This is a genomic window from Paraclostridium sordellii, assembly GCF_000953675.1.
Taxonomy (GTDB): Bacteria; Bacillota; Clostridia; order Peptostreptococcales; family Peptostreptococcaceae; genus Paraclostridium; species Paraclostridium sordellii.
On record NZ_LN679998.1, the window covers coordinates 1,970,589 to 1,994,043 of the forward strand.

The 23,455-nt window shown below is 25.9% G+C and carries 23 protein-coding genes; 2 read left to right on the forward strand and 21 right to left on the reverse strand.

What is annotated here, in order from left to right; translation table 11 throughout:
- Positions 1 to 170: 170 nt before the first annotated feature.
- Positions 171 to 1,013 (forward strand): sulfurtransferase, encoded by an 843-nt coding sequence (locus ATCC9714_RS09430; RefSeq protein WP_054630427.1) that lies wholly within the window; start codon positions 171 to 173, stop codon positions 1,011 to 1,013.
- 30 nt (positions 1,014 to 1,043) lie between these two features.
- Here ATCC9714_RS09430 and ATCC9714_RS09435 read toward each other — a convergent pair whose 3' ends face one another.
- From ATCC9714_RS09435 to ATCC9714_RS09520, 18 genes are all read right to left on the reverse strand, one after another.
- Positions 1,044 to 2,744, reverse strand: a complete 1,701-nt coding sequence (locus tag ATCC9714_RS09435; protein ID WP_057545113.1) for an ABC transporter ATP-binding protein — start codon at positions 2,742 to 2,744, stop codon at positions 1,044 to 1,046.
- Positions 2,745 to 2,910: 166 nt separating this feature from the next.
- A complete protein-coding gene (locus ATCC9714_RS09440) occupies positions 2,911 to 3,534 on the reverse strand; it encodes a hypothetical protein (protein WP_057545114.1) in 624 nt (207 codons plus the stop codon).
- Positions 3,535 to 3,613: 79 nt separating this feature from the next.
- Positions 3,614 to 3,907: a hypothetical protein gene (locus ATCC9714_RS09445; RefSeq protein WP_021121407.1), complete on the reverse strand. Its 294-nt coding sequence runs from the start codon at positions 3,905 to 3,907 to the stop codon at positions 3,614 to 3,616.
- Positions 3,908 to 4,075: 168 nt separating this feature from the next.
- Positions 4,076 to 4,882, reverse strand: coding sequence for an AAC(3) family N-acetyltransferase (locus ATCC9714_RS09450; RefSeq protein WP_057574258.1), 807 nt, complete (start codon positions 4,880 to 4,882; stop codon positions 4,076 to 4,078).
- A 321-nt stretch (positions 4,883 to 5,203) separates the two neighbouring features.
- Positions 5,204 to 7,468 (reverse strand): xanthine dehydrogenase family protein molybdopterin-binding subunit, encoded by a 2,265-nt coding sequence (locus tag ATCC9714_RS09455; RefSeq protein WP_057545116.1) that lies wholly within the window; start codon positions 7,466 to 7,468, stop codon positions 5,204 to 5,206.
- On the reverse strand, positions 7,469 to 7,918 hold the full coding sequence (locus tag ATCC9714_RS09460) for a (2Fe-2S)-binding protein (RefSeq protein ID WP_021121359.1): 450 nt from the start codon (positions 7,916 to 7,918) through the stop codon (positions 7,469 to 7,471).
- On the reverse strand, positions 7,912 to 8,706 hold the full coding sequence (locus ATCC9714_RS09465) for an FAD binding domain-containing protein (RefSeq protein WP_057574257.1): 795 nt from the start codon (positions 8,704 to 8,706) through the stop codon (positions 7,912 to 7,914). Before ATCC9714_RS09465 ends, ATCC9714_RS09460 begins: the two co-directional genes overlap by 7 nt.
- Before the next feature lie 205 nt (positions 8,707 to 8,911).
- Positions 8,912 to 10,147, reverse strand: a complete 1,236-nt coding sequence (locus ATCC9714_RS09470) for a cation:proton antiporter (RefSeq protein WP_057545117.1) — start codon at positions 10,145 to 10,147, stop codon at positions 8,912 to 8,914.
- Positions 10,148 to 10,224: 77 nt separating this feature from the next.
- Positions 10,225 to 11,559: a uracil-xanthine permease family protein gene (locus ATCC9714_RS09475; RefSeq protein WP_054630420.1), complete on the reverse strand. Its 1,335-nt coding sequence runs from the start codon at positions 11,557 to 11,559 to the stop codon at positions 10,225 to 10,227.
- Between the two features lie 179 nt (positions 11,560 to 11,738).
- On the reverse strand, positions 11,739 to 11,900 hold the full coding sequence (locus tag ATCC9714_RS09480) for a hypothetical protein (RefSeq protein WP_155485689.1): 162 nt from the start codon (positions 11,898 to 11,900) through the stop codon (positions 11,739 to 11,741).
- A gap of 23 nt (positions 11,901 to 11,923) precedes the next feature.
- Positions 11,924 to 12,097, reverse strand: a complete 174-nt coding sequence (locus ATCC9714_RS09485; protein WP_021121475.1) for a hypothetical protein — start codon at positions 12,095 to 12,097, stop codon at positions 11,924 to 11,926.
- 284 nt (positions 12,098 to 12,381) lie between these two features.
- A complete protein-coding gene (locus ATCC9714_RS09490; RefSeq protein WP_057545118.1) occupies positions 12,382 to 13,440 on the reverse strand; it encodes a lysylphosphatidylglycerol synthase transmembrane domain-containing protein in 1,059 nt (352 codons plus the stop codon).
- A gap of 114 nt (positions 13,441 to 13,554) precedes the next feature.
- Entirely contained in the window at positions 13,555 to 14,190 is a 636-nt protein-coding gene (locus ATCC9714_RS09495; protein ID WP_054630418.1) for a peptidylprolyl isomerase, read from the reverse strand.
- Positions 14,191 to 14,263: 73 nt separating this feature from the next.
- Complete coding sequence (locus ATCC9714_RS09500) at positions 14,264 to 15,298, reverse strand: acyltransferase family protein (RefSeq protein WP_057574256.1); 1,035 nt, start codon at positions 15,296 to 15,298, stop codon at positions 14,264 to 14,266.
- 17 nt (positions 15,299 to 15,315) lie between these two features.
- Positions 15,316 to 16,128 carry an alpha/beta hydrolase gene (locus ATCC9714_RS09505; protein ID WP_057545119.1) on the reverse strand — a complete coding sequence of 271 codons (813 nt, stop codon included), beginning with the start codon at positions 16,126 to 16,128 and terminating at the stop codon, positions 15,316 to 15,318.
- 57 nt (positions 16,129 to 16,185) lie between these two features.
- On the reverse strand, positions 16,186 to 16,809 hold the full coding sequence (locus tag ATCC9714_RS09510) for a DUF4397 domain-containing protein (protein WP_054630415.1): 624 nt from the start codon (positions 16,807 to 16,809) through the stop codon (positions 16,186 to 16,188).
- 246 nt (positions 16,810 to 17,055) lie between these two features.
- Positions 17,056 to 17,358, reverse strand: a complete 303-nt coding sequence (locus ATCC9714_RS09515) for a hypothetical protein (protein WP_054630414.1) — start codon at positions 17,356 to 17,358, stop codon at positions 17,056 to 17,058.
- 208 nt (positions 17,359 to 17,566) lie between these two features.
- The gene (locus ATCC9714_RS09520; protein ID WP_057545120.1) at positions 17,567 to 18,817 is read right to left on the reverse strand and encodes a nucleotide sugar dehydrogenase; all 1,251 of its coding nucleotides are present in this window, start codon (positions 18,815 to 18,817) and stop codon (positions 17,567 to 17,569) included.
- 140 nt (positions 18,818 to 18,957) lie between these two features.
- Here ATCC9714_RS09520 and ATCC9714_RS09525 point away from each other — a divergent pair, with 140 nt between their 5' ends.
- Positions 18,958 to 20,958 carry a CgeB family protein gene (locus ATCC9714_RS09525; RefSeq protein ID WP_057545121.1) on the forward strand — a complete coding sequence of 667 codons (2,001 nt, stop codon included), beginning with the start codon at positions 18,958 to 18,960 and terminating at the stop codon, positions 20,956 to 20,958.
- A 52-nt stretch (positions 20,959 to 21,010) separates the two neighbouring features.
- Here the strand turns inward: ATCC9714_RS09525 and ATCC9714_RS09530 are convergent, their stop codons facing one another.
- The 3 genes from ATCC9714_RS09530 to ATCC9714_RS09540 form a co-directional block, all read right to left on the reverse strand.
- Positions 21,011 to 21,778 (reverse strand): hypothetical protein, encoded by a 768-nt coding sequence (locus ATCC9714_RS09530; RefSeq protein WP_054630411.1) that lies wholly within the window; start codon positions 21,776 to 21,778, stop codon positions 21,011 to 21,013.
- 18 nt (positions 21,779 to 21,796) lie between these two features.
- Positions 21,797 to 22,330: a hypothetical protein gene (locus ATCC9714_RS09535; protein WP_021121422.1), complete on the reverse strand. Its 534-nt coding sequence runs from the start codon at positions 22,328 to 22,330 to the stop codon at positions 21,797 to 21,799.
- A gap of 129 nt (positions 22,331 to 22,459) precedes the next feature.
- Positions 22,460 to 23,416: an alpha/beta hydrolase gene (locus ATCC9714_RS09540; RefSeq protein ID WP_057545122.1), complete on the reverse strand. Its 957-nt coding sequence runs from the start codon at positions 23,414 to 23,416 to the stop codon at positions 22,460 to 22,462.
- Positions 23,417 to 23,455: the final 39 nt, after the last annotated feature.

Sequence of the window (23,455 nt, forward strand, 5' to 3'; positions counted from 1 at the left end):
AATAAATCAATTTAGTTAAACGTTTTTTTACAAATTATAAAAAGTTATTATTTTCTGTATTTTGAGTAAATTTTTTAACATATTGAAATTTCCTCAATCTAAGTATATATTATTTAAAAGAAGGTATGAAAACAATTACCTTGTCAATTTTGAAACTCAGGAGGAAACTTATGACAAACTTAGTAAATGCTAAATGGTTAAAAGAAAACTTAGATAACAAAAATCTTGTTATAGTTGATTGTAGATTTGATTTAATGAATAAAGAGTATGGAAAAAAAAGTTATGAAAATAATCATATATCTGGTGCAGTTAGAGTTGATATAGAAACTGAATTATCTAGTGAGGTTAAGGAACACGGTGGTAGACATCCACTTCCCGAAATAAATGAACTTGAATCTACATTTAAAAACTTAGGAATAAATAACGATTCTATAGTAATATGCTATGATGATGGAGATTTAGCAGGTCCTTCAAGATTATGGTGGATATTAAAGTATTTAGGTCATGATAAAGTTTTTGTTTTAGATGGAGGTATAAATAAGTTTATCGAAATTGGAGGAGAAACTAATAATGTCATTCCATCAATAAATAAAGGTAACTTCAAAGCCAATGTAGATGATTCTATGAGAGTTAATATGAATTATGTTAAGGATAGATTATACAATGATAAAATCGCAATAATAGATTCAAGAGAACACAAGAGATACTTAGGAGAATTTGAGCCTGTAGATAGAAAAGCTGGTCATATTCCTAGTGCAATGAATTATTTCTGGATGGATATACTTGATAAAAATGAAAATAACTTTAATATAAAATCTGTAGATGAGCTAAAAAAACATTTTAAAAAACTTAAAAACTATGACGAAGTAATAGTTTATTGTGGCTCAGGTATAACAGCTTGCCCTAATAGTTTGGCTCTTAACGAGTCTGGAATTAAACATAAGGTGTATACTGGAAGCTTTAGTGACTGGGTTAGCTATGACGATAATAAAGTTAATACAACTGAAATATAAAAATAAAAGGTTACCAATTGTGGTAACCTTTTATTTTCTTTGAAGCCCTGCATAAACTCCACCTTTTTCAATAAGCTCTTCATGATTTCCTCTTTCTTCAATTCCGTTTTCAGTTAAAACAATTATTTCATCTGCATTTTTTATAGTTGACAATCTATGTGCAACAACTAAATTTGTTCTATCTTTACTTAATTCTTCTAAAGATTTTTGTATTTCATATTCTGTAACATTATCTAGCGCTGAAGTAGCTTCATCTAAAATCATTATTGGAGGGTTTTTTAAAAATATTCTTGCTATAGAAATTCTTTGTTTTTGTCCTCCAGATAATTTCACTCCTCGTTCTCCAATGTATGTGTCATATCCATCAGGCAAACTTACAACAAAATCGTGTATTTTAGCTTTTTTAGCAGCTTCTATAACTTCTTTTTCACTTGCATTTGTTTTACCTATTACAATATTATCTCTTATTGTCCCAGTAAATAAAAATACATCTTGTGCTACAACTCCTATGTTTTCTCTTAAAGATTTTAAGCTTACATCTTTTACACTAATTCCATCTATCTTTATATCCCCTGATGTAAAATCAAAAAACCTTGGAATTAAATTACATAGTGTAGTTTTTCCTCCACCTGATGGTCCAACTAAAGCTATTGTCTTTCCTGCTTTGATATCCAAACTTAAGTTACTAAATACTTCATTATCATCTTCATATGTGAAAGACACATTTTCTATTTCAATATTTCCTTTTACATTTTTAAGTTCTATTGGATTATAAGATTCTTTTTCTGTTTCCTCTTCAACTATCTCTATAAATCGTTCAAATCCAGTCATACCATTTTGATACTGTTCCGTAAAGTTTATAAGCTTTCTAACTGGCTGTATAAACATTTTCACATATAAAAGATATGCTGCAAAATCTCCAAGTGTTATATAATTCATATAAGTAAAATATCCAGCTGCAATTAATGCAACTAATTCCAATATATCTATTAATAAAAACATGCCAGAAAAATATGTACCCATAACCTTATAGGCAACTTCTCTTGCATGTTTAAATACATTATTAGATTTATTAAATTTATTTAACTCTTCTTCTTCTGTACAAAAAGATTTTGTAACTCTCATACCAGCAATACTATTTTCTAGTGTAGCATTTACTTCTCCAGTTTTTACTCTTGTTTCTTTAAAAGCTCTATTCATTTTCTTTCTTTGTGATATTGCATACCAAAGTATTATAGGCAAAATAGAGAATACTATTAGTGTAAGTGGTATATTAATCTTTATAAGTATTAAAAAAGACCCAAATAACATTACAATAGATATGAATAAGTCCTCTGGTCCATGATGAGCAAGTTCTGAAACTTCCATCAAATCGTTTATTATTCTAGACATTATAACTCCCGATTTATTATTATTATAATATGTGTTCGGTAGTTTTTGTAGATGAGTAAATACATCACTTCTCATATCAGCTTGCATCCTAACTCCTACAACATGACCCCAATATTGCATGAAATAGTTTAGAAAAGCTTTAGCTATAAATATAACAAATAAAGCTATAGCAAATATAACTAGCATTCTAACATCTTTATTAGGTACTACATCATCCATTATATTTCTAGTTATCATGGGATAAACTAGATCACATAAAGCAACTGCAAAAGCTGCTAATAAATCCAGTATAAATAATTTTTTATATGGCTTATAGTATTTGATAAATTCTTTTAACATATTTTACCTCCTTCACTTAAAATCTTACTATAAAGTATAGCACATTTAATTAAAGTTCAACTTGTACAATTTCATATATTTTAATTTTCTGTATATTTTTTATATTATTAAAACAAATAAAAAAATCTATAGGCTATCTATTATAATTCACCCATAGATTTTTTATTTAATCTCTAGATACACTTACTTCTGAATAATTTATATAAGCATAATCTGAATCTTTTATATTAAATATTCTAATGTAATCAGATAGTATTTTTTCTTGTTTTTCAAACAAATATAAATCCATATTAATTAAATTTATTATCCACCTTAACATATTTAATCTTTCTATATTGTAGTTATCACAGTAATATTTTTTTAAACTATTTTTAAATTTTTCAATTAGTTCACTGGTATATATTTCAGTTTCAGCTTCTTTAAAAATTATTGCACACCATTTTATTTGATTATTACTTAGTTTTATATCTTCTTTTACAATATAGTATATATAATCAAGTTTTTTATCACTTATATGATCATTGCTATTTGAAATATGAGTGATAATCTTTATAAAATAATATAATATATCATTTATAGTTTCTTCATCTTTATATATATTATTTCTATAAATTCTATAATTCTTTTTACAGGAATTACAAGTTCTATATCCATCACTTTCATTTATGTCACTTTCACAGTATGGACAATTATATAAAAAATTATATTTATCTAGATCTTGTTTATTAAATTTATCTAGTAAGTTACCTAAATTATCTATTAAAATCCCCTTTATATTATTAAAGTCCAAGTTAAATTCCTCCTTATAAATACGTTTATATTATAAGGATATTTAACTTGGACTACTTTTATTACTATCTTGTCTATGTTTACGATTCTTGCTTGGCTTGTCTTTCTCTATCTTTTCTATCCATATATTCATTAAGTTCAAATTCTGCTTTTTCTTTTATTTCAATATGACTTATTTTGTTTTTCTTGTCATTTACTATTTGCATACCTATTTTCAATAAATCTTTATCTACAAACTTATTTTGTATGTACTCTTCTATCCTAGGAATATCTTTATCCTCTATTGTTTCATAAACCTTTGTCATAGCTATTAAACTATTTACTAGATTAAAATCTGAAACTATACTTAATTTACTTAAATCTATTTTACTCATTGTATTCCCCCCATTTACATTGATTAATTAAATTATAGCACATATTTTCACAATCTTTTTACAATTTATATAATTCATCTATATTATAATAATTATCATTTTAATCTATTTTCAAATAAACATATTTGAATTTTCAATACTTAAATAATTTTATCTACTATATTCTCCCTAACTTCTTTTAAAGGATAGAAATTTCGTAGCAAAATCAACACATTCTCGCTGTGAAAACAATTTACAGTTGGCATTTCCAATTTTATAATTTAATACATTATATTCTTTTTCAAAGCATTCACCTATATATTCAAATCCATCAGAATCTATTTCTAATTCTTTGAAGCCTTTCCATAATCGTTCTCCATTTTCCAATATAGGAGCATATTCTATATATTCATCTCTAGAGTTACTTCTATATTCTCCTAAGTGAAAAGATGTATTGTTTGTATATGAAACTCCTAGAAGTAATACTTTAGCATCTAACTCATATAATCTTCCTAATGGAGATGTGTCAGATAAGCCATAATCTAACTTGTGATTATCAGTAATAAATTCCTTATCTCTTCCATATGCACTAAATGAAACTTGTGGATGATTACTTCTAATAACTCCATCATAATTTAAAAATGTTTGTGCTATTACTCCCATTCCTCTGCAAGGTGTTATCTTGGGATTAACCACTGGCATTTCATTTCTTATTGCATCATACCATTCTTTAGGTACACTAGGATTACACCAGTATGATGGCTCAGAATAATCTCCACTATGACTTGGCATAACTAAATTCCCCTTTTTACCAATACACTCAATCAATGAATCTATAACTGCTACTGCTCCTCCACATACCCACCCTATAGAGCTTAAGGATGAATGTACAATTAACGTCATACCTTCTTCAATTCCTATGTTTTTAAAGCCCTCAATTAATCTACTTACTGTAATTGGTCCATTGCTACTTTTTAATACTTCATGCTTATTCACAATTTTATACCCCTCTTAATTTTTATATTATCTTTCTATTACTTTATATATAAATCATTCTAATATAAATATGTGTAAATTTTTTGACACCAATATTATTGTAAAAAATATGATAATAAACTTAAATTTCTAAAAGATTATGGATTTGATACTCAAGATAATAATATGGAATTATTAAAACCCCTATTCAATGTTTAAGATTATTTAATGTTTAAGATTTATGTATACCCTGAGTGTAATATTCAGAGTTTGTATATGCTTAGAAAATTAATTTGATTGATTTATAAAATAAAAAGGCTAGGATAAAATATCCTAACCTTTTTATTTGTTCATTTTCATAAAAACTTTCTCTGGAGTAATAGGAAGATTGTTTACTCTAACTCCAGATGCATTATATACAGCTTCTTGTATTGCAGGTAGAGGTGTATTTATAACTACCTCTCCAACTGATTTGGCTCCAAATGGACCTGTTGGTTCATGAGTTTCAACAAAATCTACAACTACATTACCAACATCACATCTTGCTGGAATTTTATATTGCATAAAGGTATTAGTATCCATATGCCCATCATCTGTATATCTTACTTCTTCAAACATGGCCATACCTATTCCTTGGACAATTCCACCTTCAACTTGAATTCTAGCTAAGTTTTTATTTATAACCGTACCACAGTCTACAACTGCAACATAATCTAAAACTTCATATTTACCAGTCTCTATATCCATTTCAATTTCAACAAATCCAGCTATAAAAGGTGGAGGTGAAACATCACTACCATGAGATGCATAACCTACTAATTGTTCTTTTTCCGGTCCTACGGTAAAATCTATTGCAATATCAAATAATGATATTTTACTACATTCACAATAAACATATTCTCCATCAAAATCTACATACTCTTTATCTACATCAAGTTTTCTTGCTCCAACTTCTATAATTTTATCACGAAGTATATTACAAGCTTTAACTACTGCCATACCTGTTACATATGTAGTAGATGATGCATAAGATCCTGGATCATATGGAACTACATCTGTATCTGCTGATATTACATTAATTTTATTTATATTAGTTTCAAGTATTTCACATGCCATTTGAGATAAAATTGTATCACTTCCAGTTCCCATATCTGTTGACCCTATTAATAATGTATAATTCCCATCATCATTTAATCTTATTTCTGCACTTGCTGTATCTATTCCAGCTATTCCAGATCCTTGCATAGTAAGTGCCATACCTACACTTCTAACTTTCCCATTTTCTAATTTCTTACATGGATATTTCTCATTCCAGTTTATAAGTTTTTTTCCTTTATCTATACATTTAGCCAAATCTACACTGTTTAAAGTCTTATTATATGCAAAGCTTGTTTCCCCTTCTTTTACTATATTCTTAAGTCTTATTTCAGTAGGATCCATATTTAATTTATGAGCAAGTATGTTTATAGTTGATTCTACTGCAAAACAGCCTTGAGTTGCTCCATATCCTCTAAGTGCTCCTGCTGGCATCTTATTAGTATAAACTACATTTCCCTTAAATCTAGATGCTTTTAGCTTATTGTACATAGGCATAGTTTTTTCTCCAACCAAACCAAATGTTGTTGATGCATGTTCTCCGTAAGCTCCAGTATCTGATAGAGCATCTATATCTATAACTTTTATTACTCCATCTTTCGTAGCTCCAATTTTTACATTTAATCTCATTGCATGTCTACTTGTAGAACAGTTAAATGTTTCTTTTCTATCATAAATTATTTTTGCAGGCTTTCCAGTTTTTAAAGTAACTATAGCTGAGAAAATTTCTACACATGCAGTTTGCTTACCTCCAAAGCCCCCACCTATTCTAGGTTTAACAACTCTAATTTTACTTGATGGTATATTTAAAGCTCTAGATAAATGTCTTCTTACATGAAATGGTATTTGGGTAGAACTAACAACTACCAATCTTCCATTATGGTCTAAGTAGTTATATGCTCTATAGGTTTCCATCATAGCATGGGCTTGAGCCTGAGTATAATAAGTTTCTTCTACTACAAAATCACACTTTGATAGTTCTTCTTCTACATTTCCTTTTTCATAAAAATGTTTAGATACAATATTTCTTTCTCTTTCCATACCTATATCAAAATTACAGTGTAGGTCTTGATTATGTACTACTATCTCATTATCTATAGCATCTTCCATATTTATTACAGGCTTTAACACTTCATATTCAACCTTAATCATTCTCATTGCTTTAACTGCAGTTTTTTCATCTACTGCTGCAATTATTGCAACTTCATCACCTACATATCTAACAGTATCTTCAAGTATTAATCTATCATAAGGAGATGGCTCTGGATAAGATTGTCCAGCTAGTGTAAATCTTGTATTTGGAACATCTTTATATGTTATTATACATTCAACTCCATCAACTTTTTCAGCTCTTGAAGTATCTATGTTTTTTATTTTTGCATAAGCATGTGGGCTTCTTAATATTTTAACTACTAATGCTTCTTTTGAAGCTAAATCATCTGTATATACTGGTTTTCCTGTAGCTATAGCCATTCCATCAATTTTTTGTATTCCTTTACCTATTATCTTCATTTACTTTACCCCCAGATACGTTTTTATAGCTCTTAATTGTCCCATATATCCTGTACATCTACAAAGATTTCCAGTTAGGTAATGTTTTATATCGTCCTCTGTTGGGTTTATAAGTTCATTTTTCATAGCTATAACTGTTAGTATAAATCCAGGTGAACAAAATCCACACTGTTCTGCACCTTCGCTGACTAATATTTGTGCAAATTCACTAGCTTCTTTTTCTAACCCTTCTATAGTCGTAATTTCTTTATTAACTGCTCTAACTGTTAAAGTAGCACATGATAAGGTTGGTTTCTTTTCAATCCATACAGTACAAAGTCCACAACAACCAGTATCACACCCTCTTTTTACACTTAAATTTCCTAACTTTCTCAAAGAGTCTACTAAGTATTCCTCTGGTTCTATATCTATTTTTCTATTTTTCCCATTTACCTTAAGTTCAACTAACATGTCTCAACCTCCATTAAAGCCCTTTTTACTAATATCTTACTTATTTGAATTCTATAATCTTTTGATGCTCTCATATTAGCCCCAAAACTAACGTCATTTATTATCATATCTAAAGCCATTTCAATATTTTTTTCATTTATATCATTATTAGATAAAAAATTACTAGCTTCTATTGCTACTGTTGCTCTTTGAGGTCTGGCACCTATACAAATTTTAAACTGACTATCTAGTTTTGATACAGATACATTTAATATAGGATAATCACTTTTAGCATTTCTCATCGATTTGTATACTGCACATTTTTCATTCTTTTTTATATAAATTTTTGTTAGTATATCTCTTTCAATTTTCTTATTTAAAAACTCATCTAAAGGTATTCTTCCTCCATTATATAACTCAACGTATGTATCTAAACTAAGCAATGCTACAATAACATCTGAGAATCCATATTTTGAAAATACACTTGCACCTACTGTTACAACATTTCTAAATTGAACTCCTATTATATCTCTAACTGCGTTTTTAATTATTCCATTAAAATATTTATTTATAATTGGACTAATCTCTAAACTTCTAAGTGTAGTCATAGCTCCAATTTCTATAGACTCATCATCTTCTTTTATATAATCTAATCCCAAGTTTGAAAGTTCAATTCCTGTTCCAATTCTTTTTTTTCCCATTCTTAAAAAAGCTGTCCCTCCAAGAATTTGATTGTTCTTTCTTTTAACTAATATAGAGTATGCTTCTTCTAATGTAGTTGGTTGTACTATGTCAGTAAGCGTAAACATACTTTTCCTCCCTTTTTTATATTACAAATTTTTTTCATTTAATACACAATTCATCATAAATTATACCATAATAAACAATATTAAATATGCCTTTTTAATATTGAAAAAACTATTTAATAATAACTTATATCATTATATATATTTCAAAATAAAGCATCCTAAAATTAGGATGCCTTATTTTGCATCAAAATCATATAAGTTTATGTTATTCTTTTTCTAATAGTTCTAATTTACTTGCAAGGTATTTTGTAGTACTTCCTTGTATTATAAGTGTCACTAAAATTGTCATAAACACAATAGAAGATATAACTTCATACCCAGGAATTTTCATAGCTCCAATTATCCCACAAAGTGCAGCAGGTATAACTCCTGTTTCTCTTACCCACATCATAAATAAGATTTCTTTTTTATCCCATTTAGCTCTTTTATCAAAAATACAACAAACTATTACACTTATAGGTCTTGCAATAAACATTAGGCCTATAACTACAATTGTAGCTGGAACAAAATACTTTGATAAAACATATAGGTCAACTTGACTTCCTAATATAATAAAAATCATCATTCTGCAAATAGTTCCTAGAGTTTCAACAACATTTACATCTGCATCATATGATTTTTGAGTTAACCATATTCTAAAATTCTTTTTATTACCATTAATTATTCCAACTATAAAGCAAGCCATATACCCACTTCCACCTAATTTAGTAGCTAGTTCATAAGCTATTATTACAGATATTATGGATATTATAGGTGCAAAATCTTTAAATATTCCATAAGGTTTGTCATTTATTAATTTTAATAAAATAATTCCTGTTAGAATTCCAACAATAACTCCAACAAAAACCATAATTCCTAAATCATATATATGTTCTTTTATAGAAAATTTTCCAGAAAGAATTATAGCAAGAACTGCTGATGTCAGTATAGCTCCTGTTGCATCATTAAATGCAGATTCACTTATTACAGTTTGTTTTACTTTATTTTTTATATTTATACTATTAAAGATAGGCACTAGTGTAGCTGGATCAGTCGATGCTATTATAGATCCAGCTAATAAAGCAGTTATTGCATTAATTTCAAACGTAAATCCTATAATTTCTTTCATTATTACGGCAGAAATTAAAACCCCTAAAGTTGATAAAAAAAGAACTGTAAGTTTTACATTTTTTAGTACCTTAAGACTTATTTCTTTTCCACCTAGGTAAAGTATAAAAGCAGATCCAAAAGTTAATATAAGTTGGTTTTCTATTTGATAAGAACTTATATCAATAAATTTAAAAACAGATGGTCCTATAAATATTCCTGCTATAAGGAATAAAACTACATCTGGTATATTTATTTTTTCACTGATCTTACTGCATACTATTCCTGTCATAGCAACTATTGCAAATATAACTAATAAATTATTGCTAGCTATTGCGTGAATAGATGTCTCCATAAAAAAAACCCCTAAAATTTAAATTTAATAAATTATATGAATTTAAATTTTAGAGGTGATTTTTAAATTTAAGAAGCTTATGTGTTGCTATTTATAATTTCTACCTTATTTTTTAATTCATTTGTTTCTTTAGGCAATATTATATTTAATACAATAGCTACAATTGCAACAACTATTAATCCTGAATCTCCAAATATAAGTTGTATAGATTCTGGCATCTGAGATAAAACTCCTGGTACTAAAGATAGTCCAACGCCTAAACCTAAGGCTACTGCAACTATTGTGCTATTTCTATTGTTTAGAGGTTCTGATGTTATAAGTTTTATTCCACTTACAGCTATCATAGCAAACATCATAACACTAGCTCCACCTAATACACTTGATGGCATTAGTGATATTAATGCCCCAAATTTAGGGAAAATTGCTGCTAGTATTAAAAAGCCAGCACCTATAGCTACTACATTTCTATTTATAACTTTAGTCATTGCTATAAGACCTACATTTTGACCAAAAGACGTAGTAGGCATTGAGTTAAAGACTGATGCAATCATACTTCCTAAACCATCTGCCATAACTCCCCCTGATATTTCTTCATCCTTAGCATCTCTACCTATTCCAGAATGTGCAATAGCAGTTATATCTCCAACTGTTTCAACTCCAGATACTATAAACATACATACAAACGCAAAAATTGCATCTATATGGAATTTAAATCCAAACTGAAGTGGCATAGGAACAGAAACTAATGACATTTGTGAAAGTTGAGAAAAGTCTATTTTACCCATTGGTATGGCAACTATGTATCCTACTATAAGACCTATTAATATCGAAGCAATACTTGTTATTCCTTTTGTATATTGCTTAAAAAATAATACCGTTATTAAAACTATACTTCCTAATAATAAATTAGACATAGAGCCAAAATCACTAGCTCCAACTCCACCTGCAAAATAATTAATTCCTGTTGGTAACAAAGATATACCTATTGCTAAAACAACTGTTCCAGTTACAACTGGAGGAAAAAATCTTCTTATTTTTTTTACATATGTACCAAATAAAATTTCTATAATACTTCCAACTAAACAAGCCCCTAATATTCCTTCATATCCATATTTACTTCCCACTGATATAGCCACCGACACAAAACCAAAACTAGTTCCCATTACAATTGGAAGCTTTGCTCCAAATGGTCCTATTCTATAACATTGAACTAATGTTACTAATCCCGAAACTAACATAGCACATTGAACTAGCATAGTTTTATCTTCTAAACTAAGTCCTAATGCCCCAGATATTATTATAAGTGGAGTTACATTCCCTACAAACATAGCTAGAACATGTTGAAGTCCTAAAGGTATAGCTTCTTTTAACCTCGGCTTACCATCTAGTTGGTAGATAACTGAATTTTTCATAGATTTTTACTTCCCCTTTTCGAATGTTTTTTCATTTTTATATTTTAATATTCGTATTTATATATTAATTATAGCAGTTTATTTATTTTTTTCAATATAAAATACGAATTTTAAATTACTTTTCAATAAAAATATACGAAATAAAAAAACCTCAAATATTTGAGGTTTTAATATAAAACTTATTTTTTCTCTTTAAATTCATTCTTTAATTCTTCACAGTATTTAAATTGCATATTATTTTTATTTATTAATTCATCTATAGATGAACTACTACTTAAAATATATTTAGTGTATTGTAAAGCATTATCATATTGTCCTTTTTTTAATTTTTCATTTGTCATATGCTTCACTCCTTAAATTTATTTTAGCATGGAGGAAAATAGTTTTTATTTGATAACCTATTACCTAATATATCTGCTATTTTTTTATTTTGTGAGATTTCATTTGCGATTTCTTCCTTATTATTATTTTGTTTTAATAACTTCTTTACTTCTACATTATTATCTAATTCTTCTTTTTTTATATTTCTCTCACTCATATAGTTTACCTTCCTTTTATATTATTTAATACTAGAATGTCCATATGAGATTTATTTTAAACTTATAATTTTTTCTATAAAAAGAAAAAGAAAAGTATATTTGAATACTTTTCTTTTTTATAAATTAATATATATCATCCTTATTCTCTTTTTCATTTTTTCTATCGTTATATAAAACATAAATTCCTAAAACAGTTATTATAAATACTATTCCCCACAATATAACTGATATAAACATATATTTCACCTCTAATTGTTTAGGTTTTTAGTATTTATATATATTATTATGATTTTGCATTAATAGTTCCTTTTATTTTACATTTTTTTAATCTATAATGAGATATAATTGTACATATTCCACAAAATATCAATATAAAGTAGTATATAAATATTCCATATAAAAATACACCATATCCTATTAATTCTTTTGGAAATATATTTTTAAATATATTAAAAAATACAATTTCATTTGCTCCAACATTGCCCGGTGTTGGCACTGGAGAAACTGCCATATATAAAAAGGCCTGTAAAGAAAGTAAAGGTTCATAGGATTCTTTATTTAAACTTAAAGCTCTATAAATACAATAAGCTATACTAAAATATAAAGTTAATTGAATAACTGTAAAAATTAAAGATTTTATCAATGATTTTTTATCTTTCATAAAAAACATAACAGATTCATAGTATTCATCTATAAACTTATTTATATTGTCTCTTTTATTTTCTAGATTCCTAAAAACTTTAAACCTTTTTAAAAAGTTTAAAATCATATTTATCATAGCTTTTGTCTTAGTCGGACTATATATTATAAAAAATCCAAATCCTAACGAAACGATATTTACAGTAACACCTGTAGCTACTAATATAATTACAGAGTGCATTTCTCCACTTAAATATTCATAGTTTCCTATAAGAAGCATACTACAGTAAATAGTAACTACACTTTGAAATATTACGGTCTTATTTACTATAATAGCTATTGCTTTACTCATAGGAATTTTATATTTTGTCAGCGCATAAATCTGTATAGGCTGACTTCCAGATGCAAGGGGAGTTACTAAGTTATAATATAAACCCATAGTAGCAAGCTTCATACCCAAATACTTTATCTTTGTCTTTTGTATCGAATCTATAATTATCTTTATAATATATCCTTCTAATATTATGTACATTAATATTAATATAAATCCTAATATTATATATTTATAATTTATTATTTTGATAAGTTCTGGTAGTATTTTTATATCCAGCGTGCTAATAACTATATATGCAGTTAGTATTATTAAAAATAGTAAAAAGGTATATTGTAATATATCCCTTTGCTTTTTAGTTAATATATTCATACATTGTCTCCTAATCAGTTGTATTACTATTATATAAGTATACTCTTTTTAGGGTTTATTTCAATAGTTTTTAACTTAACATGATTTAAAACAAAATAAGGGCCTTAAAAGCCCTTATTTTGTTTTTTCAGATTTATTATATTCTATACCTCTAGTATCTACACTTATACTTTCTATTTCTATTTTTTCTTTAGGTTTATCTTTTTTATCTACTTCTACACTATTTATATCATCCACAATCTCAATACCACTTATAACTTTTCCAAATGCAGCATACTTTTTATCCAAATTAGGAGAGTCTTTAGTCACTATAAAGAACTGACTTCCGGCAGAATCAGGTTGTTGACTTCTAGCCATAGATAATACTCCTTTTTCATGTTTTAAATCATTTCTAAATCCATTTTCTTCAAATTCACCTTTTATAGAGTATCCAGGTCCACCAATACCTGATCCTTCAGGGTCCCCACCTTGAATAACAAAATCTTTTACAACTCTATGTATTATTAATCCATTATAAAATTCATTATTAGCTAATTCTATAAAATTATTTACTGTATTTGGAGCTAAATGTGGATATAATTCAGCTTTTATAGTTCCATAATCTTTAATATTTATTGTTGCTATAGGCAATTCTTTTGGCGGGTTTAGTGGTTTATTTGTTATTTCTATTTTTTTTGAACACCCATCTATTATTAATATAGAAGACGATACCATTATTATCAATATTAAATTTTTTAAAACTTTTCCCATTTCCTATCCCCTTTATTCTAAAGTTAATATTTTTAGAATATTATAACATTTTTATTGTTACTTATCCATAATCTTAGATTTTTATTATTTTAAAGTAAATATTTTTTATAATTCTTAAGATAACATCAAATATATAATTTATAGGTATAAATATATATTTGTACACAACCTTCATAAAATTTTGAGATAATAAAATCATTATAAAAAAAGGACTTGTAATAACTATTAGATTATGTAAAAAACTAATATTCCACTTAGGTACTATGCCCAAAACAATAGCAACTAAGTATATATGAAAAAGATATACATTCATTGTGTTTTTGCCAAACTTACTATAAAAAACTTTTCTAGATGGAGTTAAGATTATTACTCCTATACTTAAAATTTTTGAAAGTATATACAATATAAATCTAAATAAAATACCATTGTAAATAGATAAATTATTACTACTATAACCATGTGAATTATATAAAAATTTATAATTTACAATTTGTTCTTTTGCAATATACATACTTATTAGTAAAACTACACCCATTATAATTATTCCAATACTTTTCTTTATACTAGATATATTATTTAAAAAATTTTCTTTTGTATAATATCCCATTAGAAAAAACGGTAAAAATACTATAGTTCTAGATAAAGACAAAAAATTTTCACCAGTTTTATCTAATCCAATTAATAATCCTACAATAAAGCTAATAGGAATTATAAACTTAATTTTAGTAATATACATAACTGACATTCTCCAAAAAAATAGACTTATTAAATACCATAATGTCCATCCAGGATAAAATATAGAAAACATATTTTCCCCTGTAACTAAATATACACAAAGATACCACATAGTATTAAAAAATAAATACGGAAGAATCAATTTTTTGATTATTCCATTTACAGACTTTAAATTTTTTTTAGATAGATATCCAGATATATATATAAATAAAGGCATATGAAATATATAAATATATACATAAATACCTCTTAATATATAATTTTGATTTATATAATGCTCTATCGTATGACCAAGAACAACTAAAAATATTAATATTACTTTTAAATTATCAATTAAGTAATTTCTTTTGTATCCATAAGTGTAACCTTTCAACATATATCCTCTTTTCTTCATTTTAAAAATTCTAAGATAAGCTTTGATTCTTTAGTTCCATCTTTTCTTAATAAGTTAAGTATATTACTATGATATGTATTATTTAGAAGAATTAATTTTGCTATTTTTGTATTATTAATCTTACTTATAAAACTGATAGAACATTCAGAGTTAATTAAAGAATCCTCTTTTCCATGTATACACAATACAGGTATTTTTTCATTTCCTTCAATCAAATTTATAGGATTACATTCCCTTAAACTATTTTTGTTTAAATAATTTTTTATTATCATTTTTGCATAGCTTCTATTGCATTTTTCAAAGTCTAATACGCCGGATATAGAGACAAATTTTTTAAATATGATGCTATTAATATTATATTTATTATGAAACTTCTTATTAAAAACAAGATTTGCTGCTAATTCGCCTCCTGCTGAAAACCCAACTACATATATTCTATTTTTATCTCCATTTATAGATTCATTTCTTAGGAAATGTTTAAATCCATCAAAAATATCGTTTATTTGAGTTGGGTAAGTAAATTTAGGTACTAATCTATACGATGTAAGAATTACTGTATATCCTCTACTATTAAAAAACTTTCCAATATAAGAATATCTTTTAGGACTACCATGCCACCAACTTCCACCATGAACAAAAAATATTATAGGGCTTTCTTTTCTACAGTTAAAAATTCTATAATATTGTCTCTTATCGCTACCATAATTTTGATCTATACTTTTAATTTCTCTATTACTCAAATTTGCCTTTATAATGTTATAAGCTAATGGAATTTTAAGCATCGTTTCTTTTATTCTATATTTATTCATATTTTTCTCCTAATATAAATAATAATAAATGTCTCTTTAGAGACATTTATTATTTAATTAAATAAAAGTAGTTACATCTAAAGATTGAACCATCTCTAAACTTGGAGAATCTCCAACTACATATATTGTATAAATTTTTCCATTCTTTATTTCTACTTTATTGCTAATTTGTGTTTTTGTTTCATTTAAATCCATATCTATTTCACTTTCTTTTACAACAAAATCATATAGTCCACTTGGAACTTCTGCATAATTAGTTCTTTTACCAAACGGTATTTCATCTATCATTTTGACATTATTGACAATTAAATCTACAGGTAAACTTGTAGGTGATAAATTTGCTATCCTAAACTTTGAGTTGCCTTCTCCTACTAATTCATTTGGATCTTCAAATACTGCAAACATTATTAATTTTGGAGTCATTCCAGATAAAACTAGTGTAGCTATATTTCCTTTTGCAATAGTTATATCTTGCTCTAGTAATATATCTTCTTTATTCTCAGACTCATATACTCTCACAATATAATTTCCAGGTATAGTTGGTATATAAGATGTAAATTCTTTATAGTCTACATCTTTAAAAACCATGTTATCATTCATATAAATTTCTATCTGATTACTATTTGGTGTAGCATTTAAAAATCTGATATATGATGATTCCTCATTTAGCCTAATCTTCATAGTATCCCCCCCTAAAACAAAATATATTACATTATATGTTTACTTTTCTTATATGCTACCTTTTAAATATAAGGAAAGATAATTACCTGGGCAATAAATCCATTGAAATAACTATAGTTTAGACATTTTTCTGTATAAATTATCATAATGTTTACTCATATTAATTAAACCGTCATTTTACATTAGCAATCAAAATAAAAAAACTTCTACAATAAGTTTATTGTAAAAGTTTTTATATAGATTGAATTATTTGTCGGCTACATCTTTTTTTATAGATATTACTCTACTTTTTTGATGCTTTTCATCTTTTTTATTTTCCTCTTTATTTATGTTCTTTATTTTTTTTATTAAATTATCTATCATCTCTACTATATTATATTTATGTGCTAACTCAAATTTACTACAGTATTTCCCATTGAAGAATATTTCATCCGGTATGCCTGTTTTATATATATCACATACAGGTTTCCCATTTTTAAGTTGAACAAAGTTTTTACTTCTTAAAGTATACTTACACTTATGGCATTTTCTTTTCTTAAATCTGCCCATATTCTTCCCCCCAGTAAAAGATTTTCTTAAGTTCCCTATATTTATATATTATCATAATTTTTAACATTTTATTTTATTTATGCACATAAAAACATTAAAATATATTTAAATTTTTCCAGATTAAATTTTATTAATTTAATTAAGTTATTTATTCTATTAATTATTATATATGACTCTAGTAAATTAAATATTATACAAAACTAATTTTTTATATGGAATAGTATTTAAACCCTTTTTGACTTATTTCATTTTCATTAAAAAAGTTTCTACTATCTAAAATAATAGGAATTTTCATGACAGACTTAATTTTGTCAAAATCTATGTTTTTAAACTCTTTATGATTTACAGCTAATAAAACTAACTCACTGTTTTCACATGCTTTTATTAGATCTTCATATAAATTTTCATATATATCTACTTTAGGATCACATACTCTTACTTCATAACCATTTTTAGCTAATATATCTATAAGGGTAATTATAGGGCTCTCTCTAATATCGTCAATGTCAGCCTTATATGTCATTCCTAAAATAGTTACTATTTTATTTTGTTTTATATTAGCTAAAATTTGTTCTATCTTCTTAAATAAATATAGTGGCATGTAGTCATTTATTTCTCTAGATAGCTTTATTAAATTTGATTTTTGAGGAGATTTTTCAACTATAAACCATGGATCAACAGCTAAACAATGTCCTCCTACCCCCGGACCCGGATTATGAATATTCACTCTTGGATGTTTATTACAAAAATTTATAACTTCCCAGACATTTATATTTAAATCATCACAAATAATAGCTAATTCATTTGCTAATGCAATATTTACATCTCTATACGTATTCTCCATTAATTTGCAAATTTCTGCCGTTTTAGTATCCATTAAATATATATTTCCTTCAACAAAAGAAGAATATAAGTTTTTGATTTTCTCTCCACTAATTTGGTTAATTGCACCAATTAATCTATCGTTTTCTTTTAACTCTTTTAAAATATTTCCCGGTATAACTCTTTCTGGACAGTAACCTAAAAAAATATCCTCACCTATTTTTAATTTACTAGTCTCTAAAATAGGTTTTACTAAGTCTTCTATAGTACCTATTGGTGACGTAGACTCTAGTATAACAATATCACCTTTTTTTATATATGGTAAAATTGACTCACAAGCATATTTAACATATTTCATATCTGATTTTTTTTCATTATTTATAGGTGTTGGAACAGATATTATAAAAGCATCTGAAATACATGGGGTTTTACTTGCTTTTAAACTTCCTCTTTCTACCAAGTCTTTTACTAATTCATTTAAATATGGTTCATCTATAACAATATTTCCTTGATTTAATTGATTTACTATATTTTCATTTATATCTACTCCAACTACGTCATGTCCATATTTAGCAAACATTGCAGCTGTTGGAAGACCTATATACCCAATTCCTATAACGCAAATTTTTTTAATCACTTTAATCGCCTTCCTAATTTTATAAATTTTTAATGCCTATCACTACATTATATTATTCTCAGTTGAATTTTTTGACACATAATTTAATATATATGTCATATATTTTATAAAAAGTTTTAATTATAATATAGAGGTGCCTTATGAATTTTTTTATTCCTGATAATATAGTATTTAGCATATCAAATGAAATTAAAAATTTTGAATTTAAAAAAATAAAAAAGTTTAAAGAGTATAAAATAAACTTTACTTCTAACTTGAATTATCCCTTAAATTTAAAAATCAAACATTTTTATTTAGATAATACTATAAAAGAAAGTTTTCTAGCTTGTAACAATTCTATTACTTTATCAAACTACTACTTAACAAAACTTTCATTTGAATTTTTAAATGTAGAATCTTTTAAAGAATGTAAAGATTTTAAAGTTGAAATAATAGAGATACAAAAAAATTTCAATTTAGAAACACCTGAAAACTCTAAAAAAATTGATGAATTTATAAATATAATTGAAAAACAAGTTCCTATAGATTCACCTAAAACTTTTTCTGGTATTAATATAGCATCTATATTAGATGAATTTTCATACGAATGTTTTAATCCTGATGTTAATTTAATAAATTTAAATTATAAAAGTTGTTTAGATGAAATCAAACATTTTAATCCTGATTTTCTATTTGTAGAATCGGCCTGGAAAGGAAAAAATAATTCATGGGAAAATAAAATTGCAAGTACAAATGCTTTTGTAGATTCAAAACTACTTGAATTAATTAATTATTGTAAAAATAAAAATATTCCTACTGTATTTTGGAATAAGGAAGGTTTAATAAATTTAAAATTTTTCAAACTTGTAAGTTTATTATTTGATTATATATTCGTTACAGATGAAAATATTATTAAAGAGTATATATCAGAATACAATTATGAAGATATACAAATTCTTGAGTTTGCTGCCCAACCTAAACTTCATAATTCTATTAATAAAAATAAATATAAACTTGGAGATATCGCTTTTGCTGGATCATGGTATGGAAATAAACATCAAGATAGGCTTTTAGAAATGAAGTACATATTAAAACCTAGTTTACAATTTGATTTAGATATATTTGATAGAAATTTTAAAAATAAAAATAAATTAACCTATTTAAATCTTTATTGGCCAGATGAGTATATAGATAATATAGTTGGATCTCTTAATTATAATTTTTTAATACATGCTTATAAAAATTATAGTTTATTTTTAAATGTAAATTCAATAGTTAATAGTAAACATATGGCCTCAAGGCGAGTTTATGAAATACTTTGTTCTAAAACTCCAGTTCTTTCTTCTAATTGTAAATGCCTACAAGATAATTTTTATGATAAGATCTTTATTTCTAACTCTAGTGAAAAAACTATACACAGTATAAATTATATACTCAACAATCAATTTGAAATAAAAAAACTTTCTAAAAAAAATCAGAGATTTATATTAGAAAATCATACTTATAAAAATAGATTAGAACATATATTTAATACACTTAAAGTTAATTATACTAAAGAAAAAATTTTCAAAGTATTTATTATAGGTATTTGTAAAACTTATGACTCGTTTTTTAATCTTTACGAAAATATTAACAATCAATTCTATAGGTATGTTAATTATATAATTTTAGTTTCTAAAAAAATTTCAAAATATCTAAACAATATCGATATTTCTAAACTAAATATTTGTTATTGTGATTTTGATAATAATAATGAAATAAACGTAAAAATAAATAATCTACTTTTAGAAAATAATGAGATAGATTATTTTTCATTTTTTTACTCCAACTACAATTACGGCAAAAACTATATACGAGATTATATAAATACACTATCTTTTGTAAACGCTAAAGTTTTAGGTAAAAATAAAATTTTAATAGGATTTAATAAAAAAAATAAACCTTTTTATTTAAAATGTGATGCATTTATTGACTCTTATACTTCATCTATTTTTTTGTTTACATCATTTATTGAAAGAAAAACTTTACTAGAAATAATTTATAAAATAGATTTTCTTAAAAGTATAATTATATCAAATAAAACTAATAACTTTAAAATTTATTCAGATGATGAATTTAATTTCTCAACCTCAAAAAACTTATTTAAACTAGTTAACATTTAATTTAAATAAGTTTTTCAGTTAATAAAAGGTAGCCAATTTGGCTACCTAAAGTCTATATTGCTACTATATCAACTGTTCCGTTTACTGTAAATAAATAGAAATCTAAATCTGGGTCGTTTACTACATCTAATTTAGTCAATGGCCCAGGAGTAAATTTTGCTGTAACATTAGTAGGTCTTACATCTTGATCATCAAACTGAACTATATCATATATAGAGTATGCAGTCACACTATCTGCTGCTCCATCATAGACAACTTTTTCAGTAGTCTTATCATATAAAAGCCAAGAATAATGTACAGATCCTACTAAAACTACAGCTTTTAGCAATGCTTCTGCTGGAATTTTTCCTCCACATGGATTATCAATTTCATAAGTATATTTAAAAGCCACATCTAATACTTGATACTCATCTATATGACCTAAGTTTATAGATACTCCTAAGTTTGCTAATTGTTCTTCTGTTATTAAATTTTTTTGGATTTTTAATACAGCTTGCTTTAGATTATTAGTTATTTCACATGGAGATACAATATCTCTTTTTATATCAAACATATTATCAGCCACCCTCTCAATATATAAGTTATCGTTGCTTTCACTATCTTCTACTCTAATTTTTTCATTAATAGGTTCTTCAGGCTGCATTATTTCTTCTTGTATAGTTTCTTTTATGTCAAATATATCTACACTTTGGATTTCTATATTATCATTTAAATTATGAGTTTCATCAAAAACTTCATCTTTAATGCCGGTATTATTATTTTTTATTTCTTTTTTAATGAATTTTTTAATAAAATTTATTAAACCTATTTTTTCTTCCATTACTTAATCGCCCCTGACCTATTGTGGCATATAAACTATTTTAAATTTGCCATCAACTCTCACAGTAATATTATCTGACTGAGGATCTCTATTAACATTTCCTAATTCTATATTTTCTAAATAAACTTTAAATGGAGTTGTAGGTAATTCTTGATCTACAGGTATATATGCAATTGTCATAAACTTATTTCCATTTTGATCTTCTACTGCTACGATTCCGTCTGTACTAGACCATGCTGGATCTATTGTTACGTTAGGTATACTAGGGTCAATTATTAATTCATCTGATTGTATTCCATCCACAGCTACTCTAAAATAGATATATCCAGATACATTTACTTGAGCAACTTTAACCTTTAAATTTTCTACAGTTTTATCACAAATTACTTTTGCACTTGGTATTGTTTCTTCTATAATATTTTTATAAGCTGTTAAATTTTCAGTAGAAATTGCTATTGAAAAATTATCTCCATCTAAATATTGAAACTCCTTTGGTACATTAAATGTAGCAGAGAAGTCTAATTCTGTAGATTTATTACATGTTAAGGCCATATATATCCTTCCTCCTATATACTTTTTAATAAGGGTTTAAAACCCTTCCTATATGTATATGCAAAAAGAAGTAATTTTGTTTATCATTTTTGTATTTTTTAATAAAAAAAGATTGCATTTTTGCAATCTTTAACTTTTATATAGAGCTTCTTGATTTATATTATCTACTCTTTTATCAATCCATTTTATAGTATCTAGTATAACATCATCTCTATTTAATTCATTTAACATTTCATGTCTACCATCTTTATATAGCTTATATGTACAATCTTTTATACCTACTGATTTATAGTTTTCATATAATCTTATTATTCCTTTTCCAAACTTACCTACCGGATCCTTATCACCTGCAAAAATATATATAGGCAAGTTTTTGTTTACTTTATTTATATTGTCTAACTTTCTAATCTCCTTAAATAAGCTAAATAGGTCATAGAAATATCCATTTGTAAATACTACTCCACAGCTTTCATTTTGTATATACTTATCAACCTCAATAGTATCTCTGCTTAACCAATCAAAATCAGTTCTATTTGGGTTAAATTTTTTATTAAACCCTCCAAATGCTAACTTATCTATTAAATAAGCTCTTTCATCTCTTCCTTTAATTTTACACATAAGTTTAGCAACTATAAAACCAAAATCTACTTCTAATCCATGTATTCCATTTGTTCCTGAAAGTATAACGCCCTCAATTGTATCTCCAAATTCCATTATATATTTTTGAGAGGCAAAAGATCCCATACTATGACTGAATAAAAATATAGGTAAATTTTCATTTTCATTTTTTATTATCTTATTTAGTTTTCGTAAATCTTTTACAATACAATCTATCCCATCTTTTTTTGCTAGTTTTCCAATATCATCTTTGTTCATTATACTTTTACCATGACCTCTATGATCATTTATATATACAATATATCCATTATTATTTAAAGCTCTAGCAAAATTTTCATATCTACTAGCCTCTTCTGACATTCCATGAGAAATTTGTACTACTCCTTTTATTGCTTCATTTTCACGAGGCTTATATTTATAAACATGTATATCTAAATTTTCTTCACCCTTAAAGGTAAACTTATCCATAAAAATAATCCCCCTTATTTTTATAATAATTTTAATTTT

Excerpts from the sequence above, each read along its gene's own strand:
- ATCC9714_RS09430 (WP_054630427.1), top strand. The coding sequence starts at position 171 with ATGACAAACTTAGTAAATGCTAAATGGTTAAAAGAAAACTTAGATAAC.
- ATCC9714_RS09435 (WP_057545113.1), bottom strand. The coding sequence starts at position 2,744 with ATGTTAAAAGAATTTATCAAATACTATAAGCCATATAAAAAATTATTT.
- ATCC9714_RS09445 (WP_021121407.1), bottom strand. The coding sequence starts at position 3,907 with ATGAGTAAAATAGATTTAAGTAAATTAAGTATAGTTTCAGATTTTAAT.
- ATCC9714_RS09455 (WP_057545116.1), bottom strand. The coding sequence starts at position 7,468 with ATGAAGATAATAGGTAAAGGAATACAAAAAATTGATGGAATGGCTATA.
- ATCC9714_RS09460 (WP_021121359.1), bottom strand. The coding sequence starts at position 7,918 with ATGTTAGTTGAACTTAAGGTAAATGGGAAAAATAGAAAAATAGATATA.
- ATCC9714_RS09465 (WP_057574257.1), bottom strand. The coding sequence starts at position 8,706 with ATGTTTACGCTTACTGACATAGTACAACCAACTACATTAGAAGAAGCA.
- ATCC9714_RS09470 (WP_057545117.1), bottom strand. The coding sequence starts at position 10,147 with ATGGAGACATCTATTCACGCAATAGCTAGCAATAATTTATTAGTTATA.
- ATCC9714_RS09475 (WP_054630420.1), bottom strand. The coding sequence starts at position 11,559 with ATGAAAAATTCAGTTATCTACCAACTAGATGGTAAGCCGAGGTTAAAA.
- ATCC9714_RS09480 (WP_155485689.1), bottom strand. The coding sequence starts at position 11,900 with ATGACAAATGAAAAATTAAAAAAAGGACAATATGATAATGCTTTACAA.
- ATCC9714_RS09485 (WP_021121475.1), bottom strand. The coding sequence starts at position 12,097 with ATGAGTGAGAGAAATATAAAAAAAGAAGAATTAGATAATAATGTAGAA.
- ATCC9714_RS09490 (WP_057545118.1), bottom strand. The coding sequence starts at position 13,440 with ATGAATATATTAACTAAAAAGCAAAGGGATATATTACAATATACCTTT.
- ATCC9714_RS09495 (WP_054630418.1), bottom strand. The coding sequence starts at position 14,190 with ATGGGAAAAGTTTTAAAAAATTTAATATTGATAATAATGGTATCGTCT.
- ATCC9714_RS09505 (WP_057545119.1), bottom strand. The coding sequence starts at position 16,128 with ATGAATAAATATAGAATAAAAGAAACGATGCTTAAAATTCCATTAGCT.
- ATCC9714_RS09510 (WP_054630415.1), bottom strand. The coding sequence starts at position 16,809 with ATGAAGATTAGGCTAAATGAGGAATCATCATATATCAGATTTTTAAAT.
- ATCC9714_RS09515 (WP_054630414.1), bottom strand. The coding sequence starts at position 17,358 with ATGGGCAGATTTAAGAAAAGAAAATGCCATAAGTGTAAGTATACTTTA.
- ATCC9714_RS09525 (WP_057545121.1), top strand. The coding sequence starts at position 18,958 with ATGAATTTTTTTATTCCTGATAATATAGTATTTAGCATATCAAATGAA.
- ATCC9714_RS09530 (WP_054630411.1), bottom strand. The coding sequence starts at position 21,778 with ATGGAAGAAAAAATAGGTTTAATAAATTTTATTAAAAAATTCATTAAA.
- ATCC9714_RS09535 (WP_021121422.1), bottom strand. The coding sequence starts at position 22,330 with ATGGCCTTAACATGTAATAAATCTACAGAATTAGACTTCTCTGCTACA.
- ATCC9714_RS09540 (WP_057545122.1), bottom strand. The coding sequence starts at position 23,416 with ATGGATAAGTTTACCTTTAAGGGTGAAGAAAATTTAGATATACATGTT.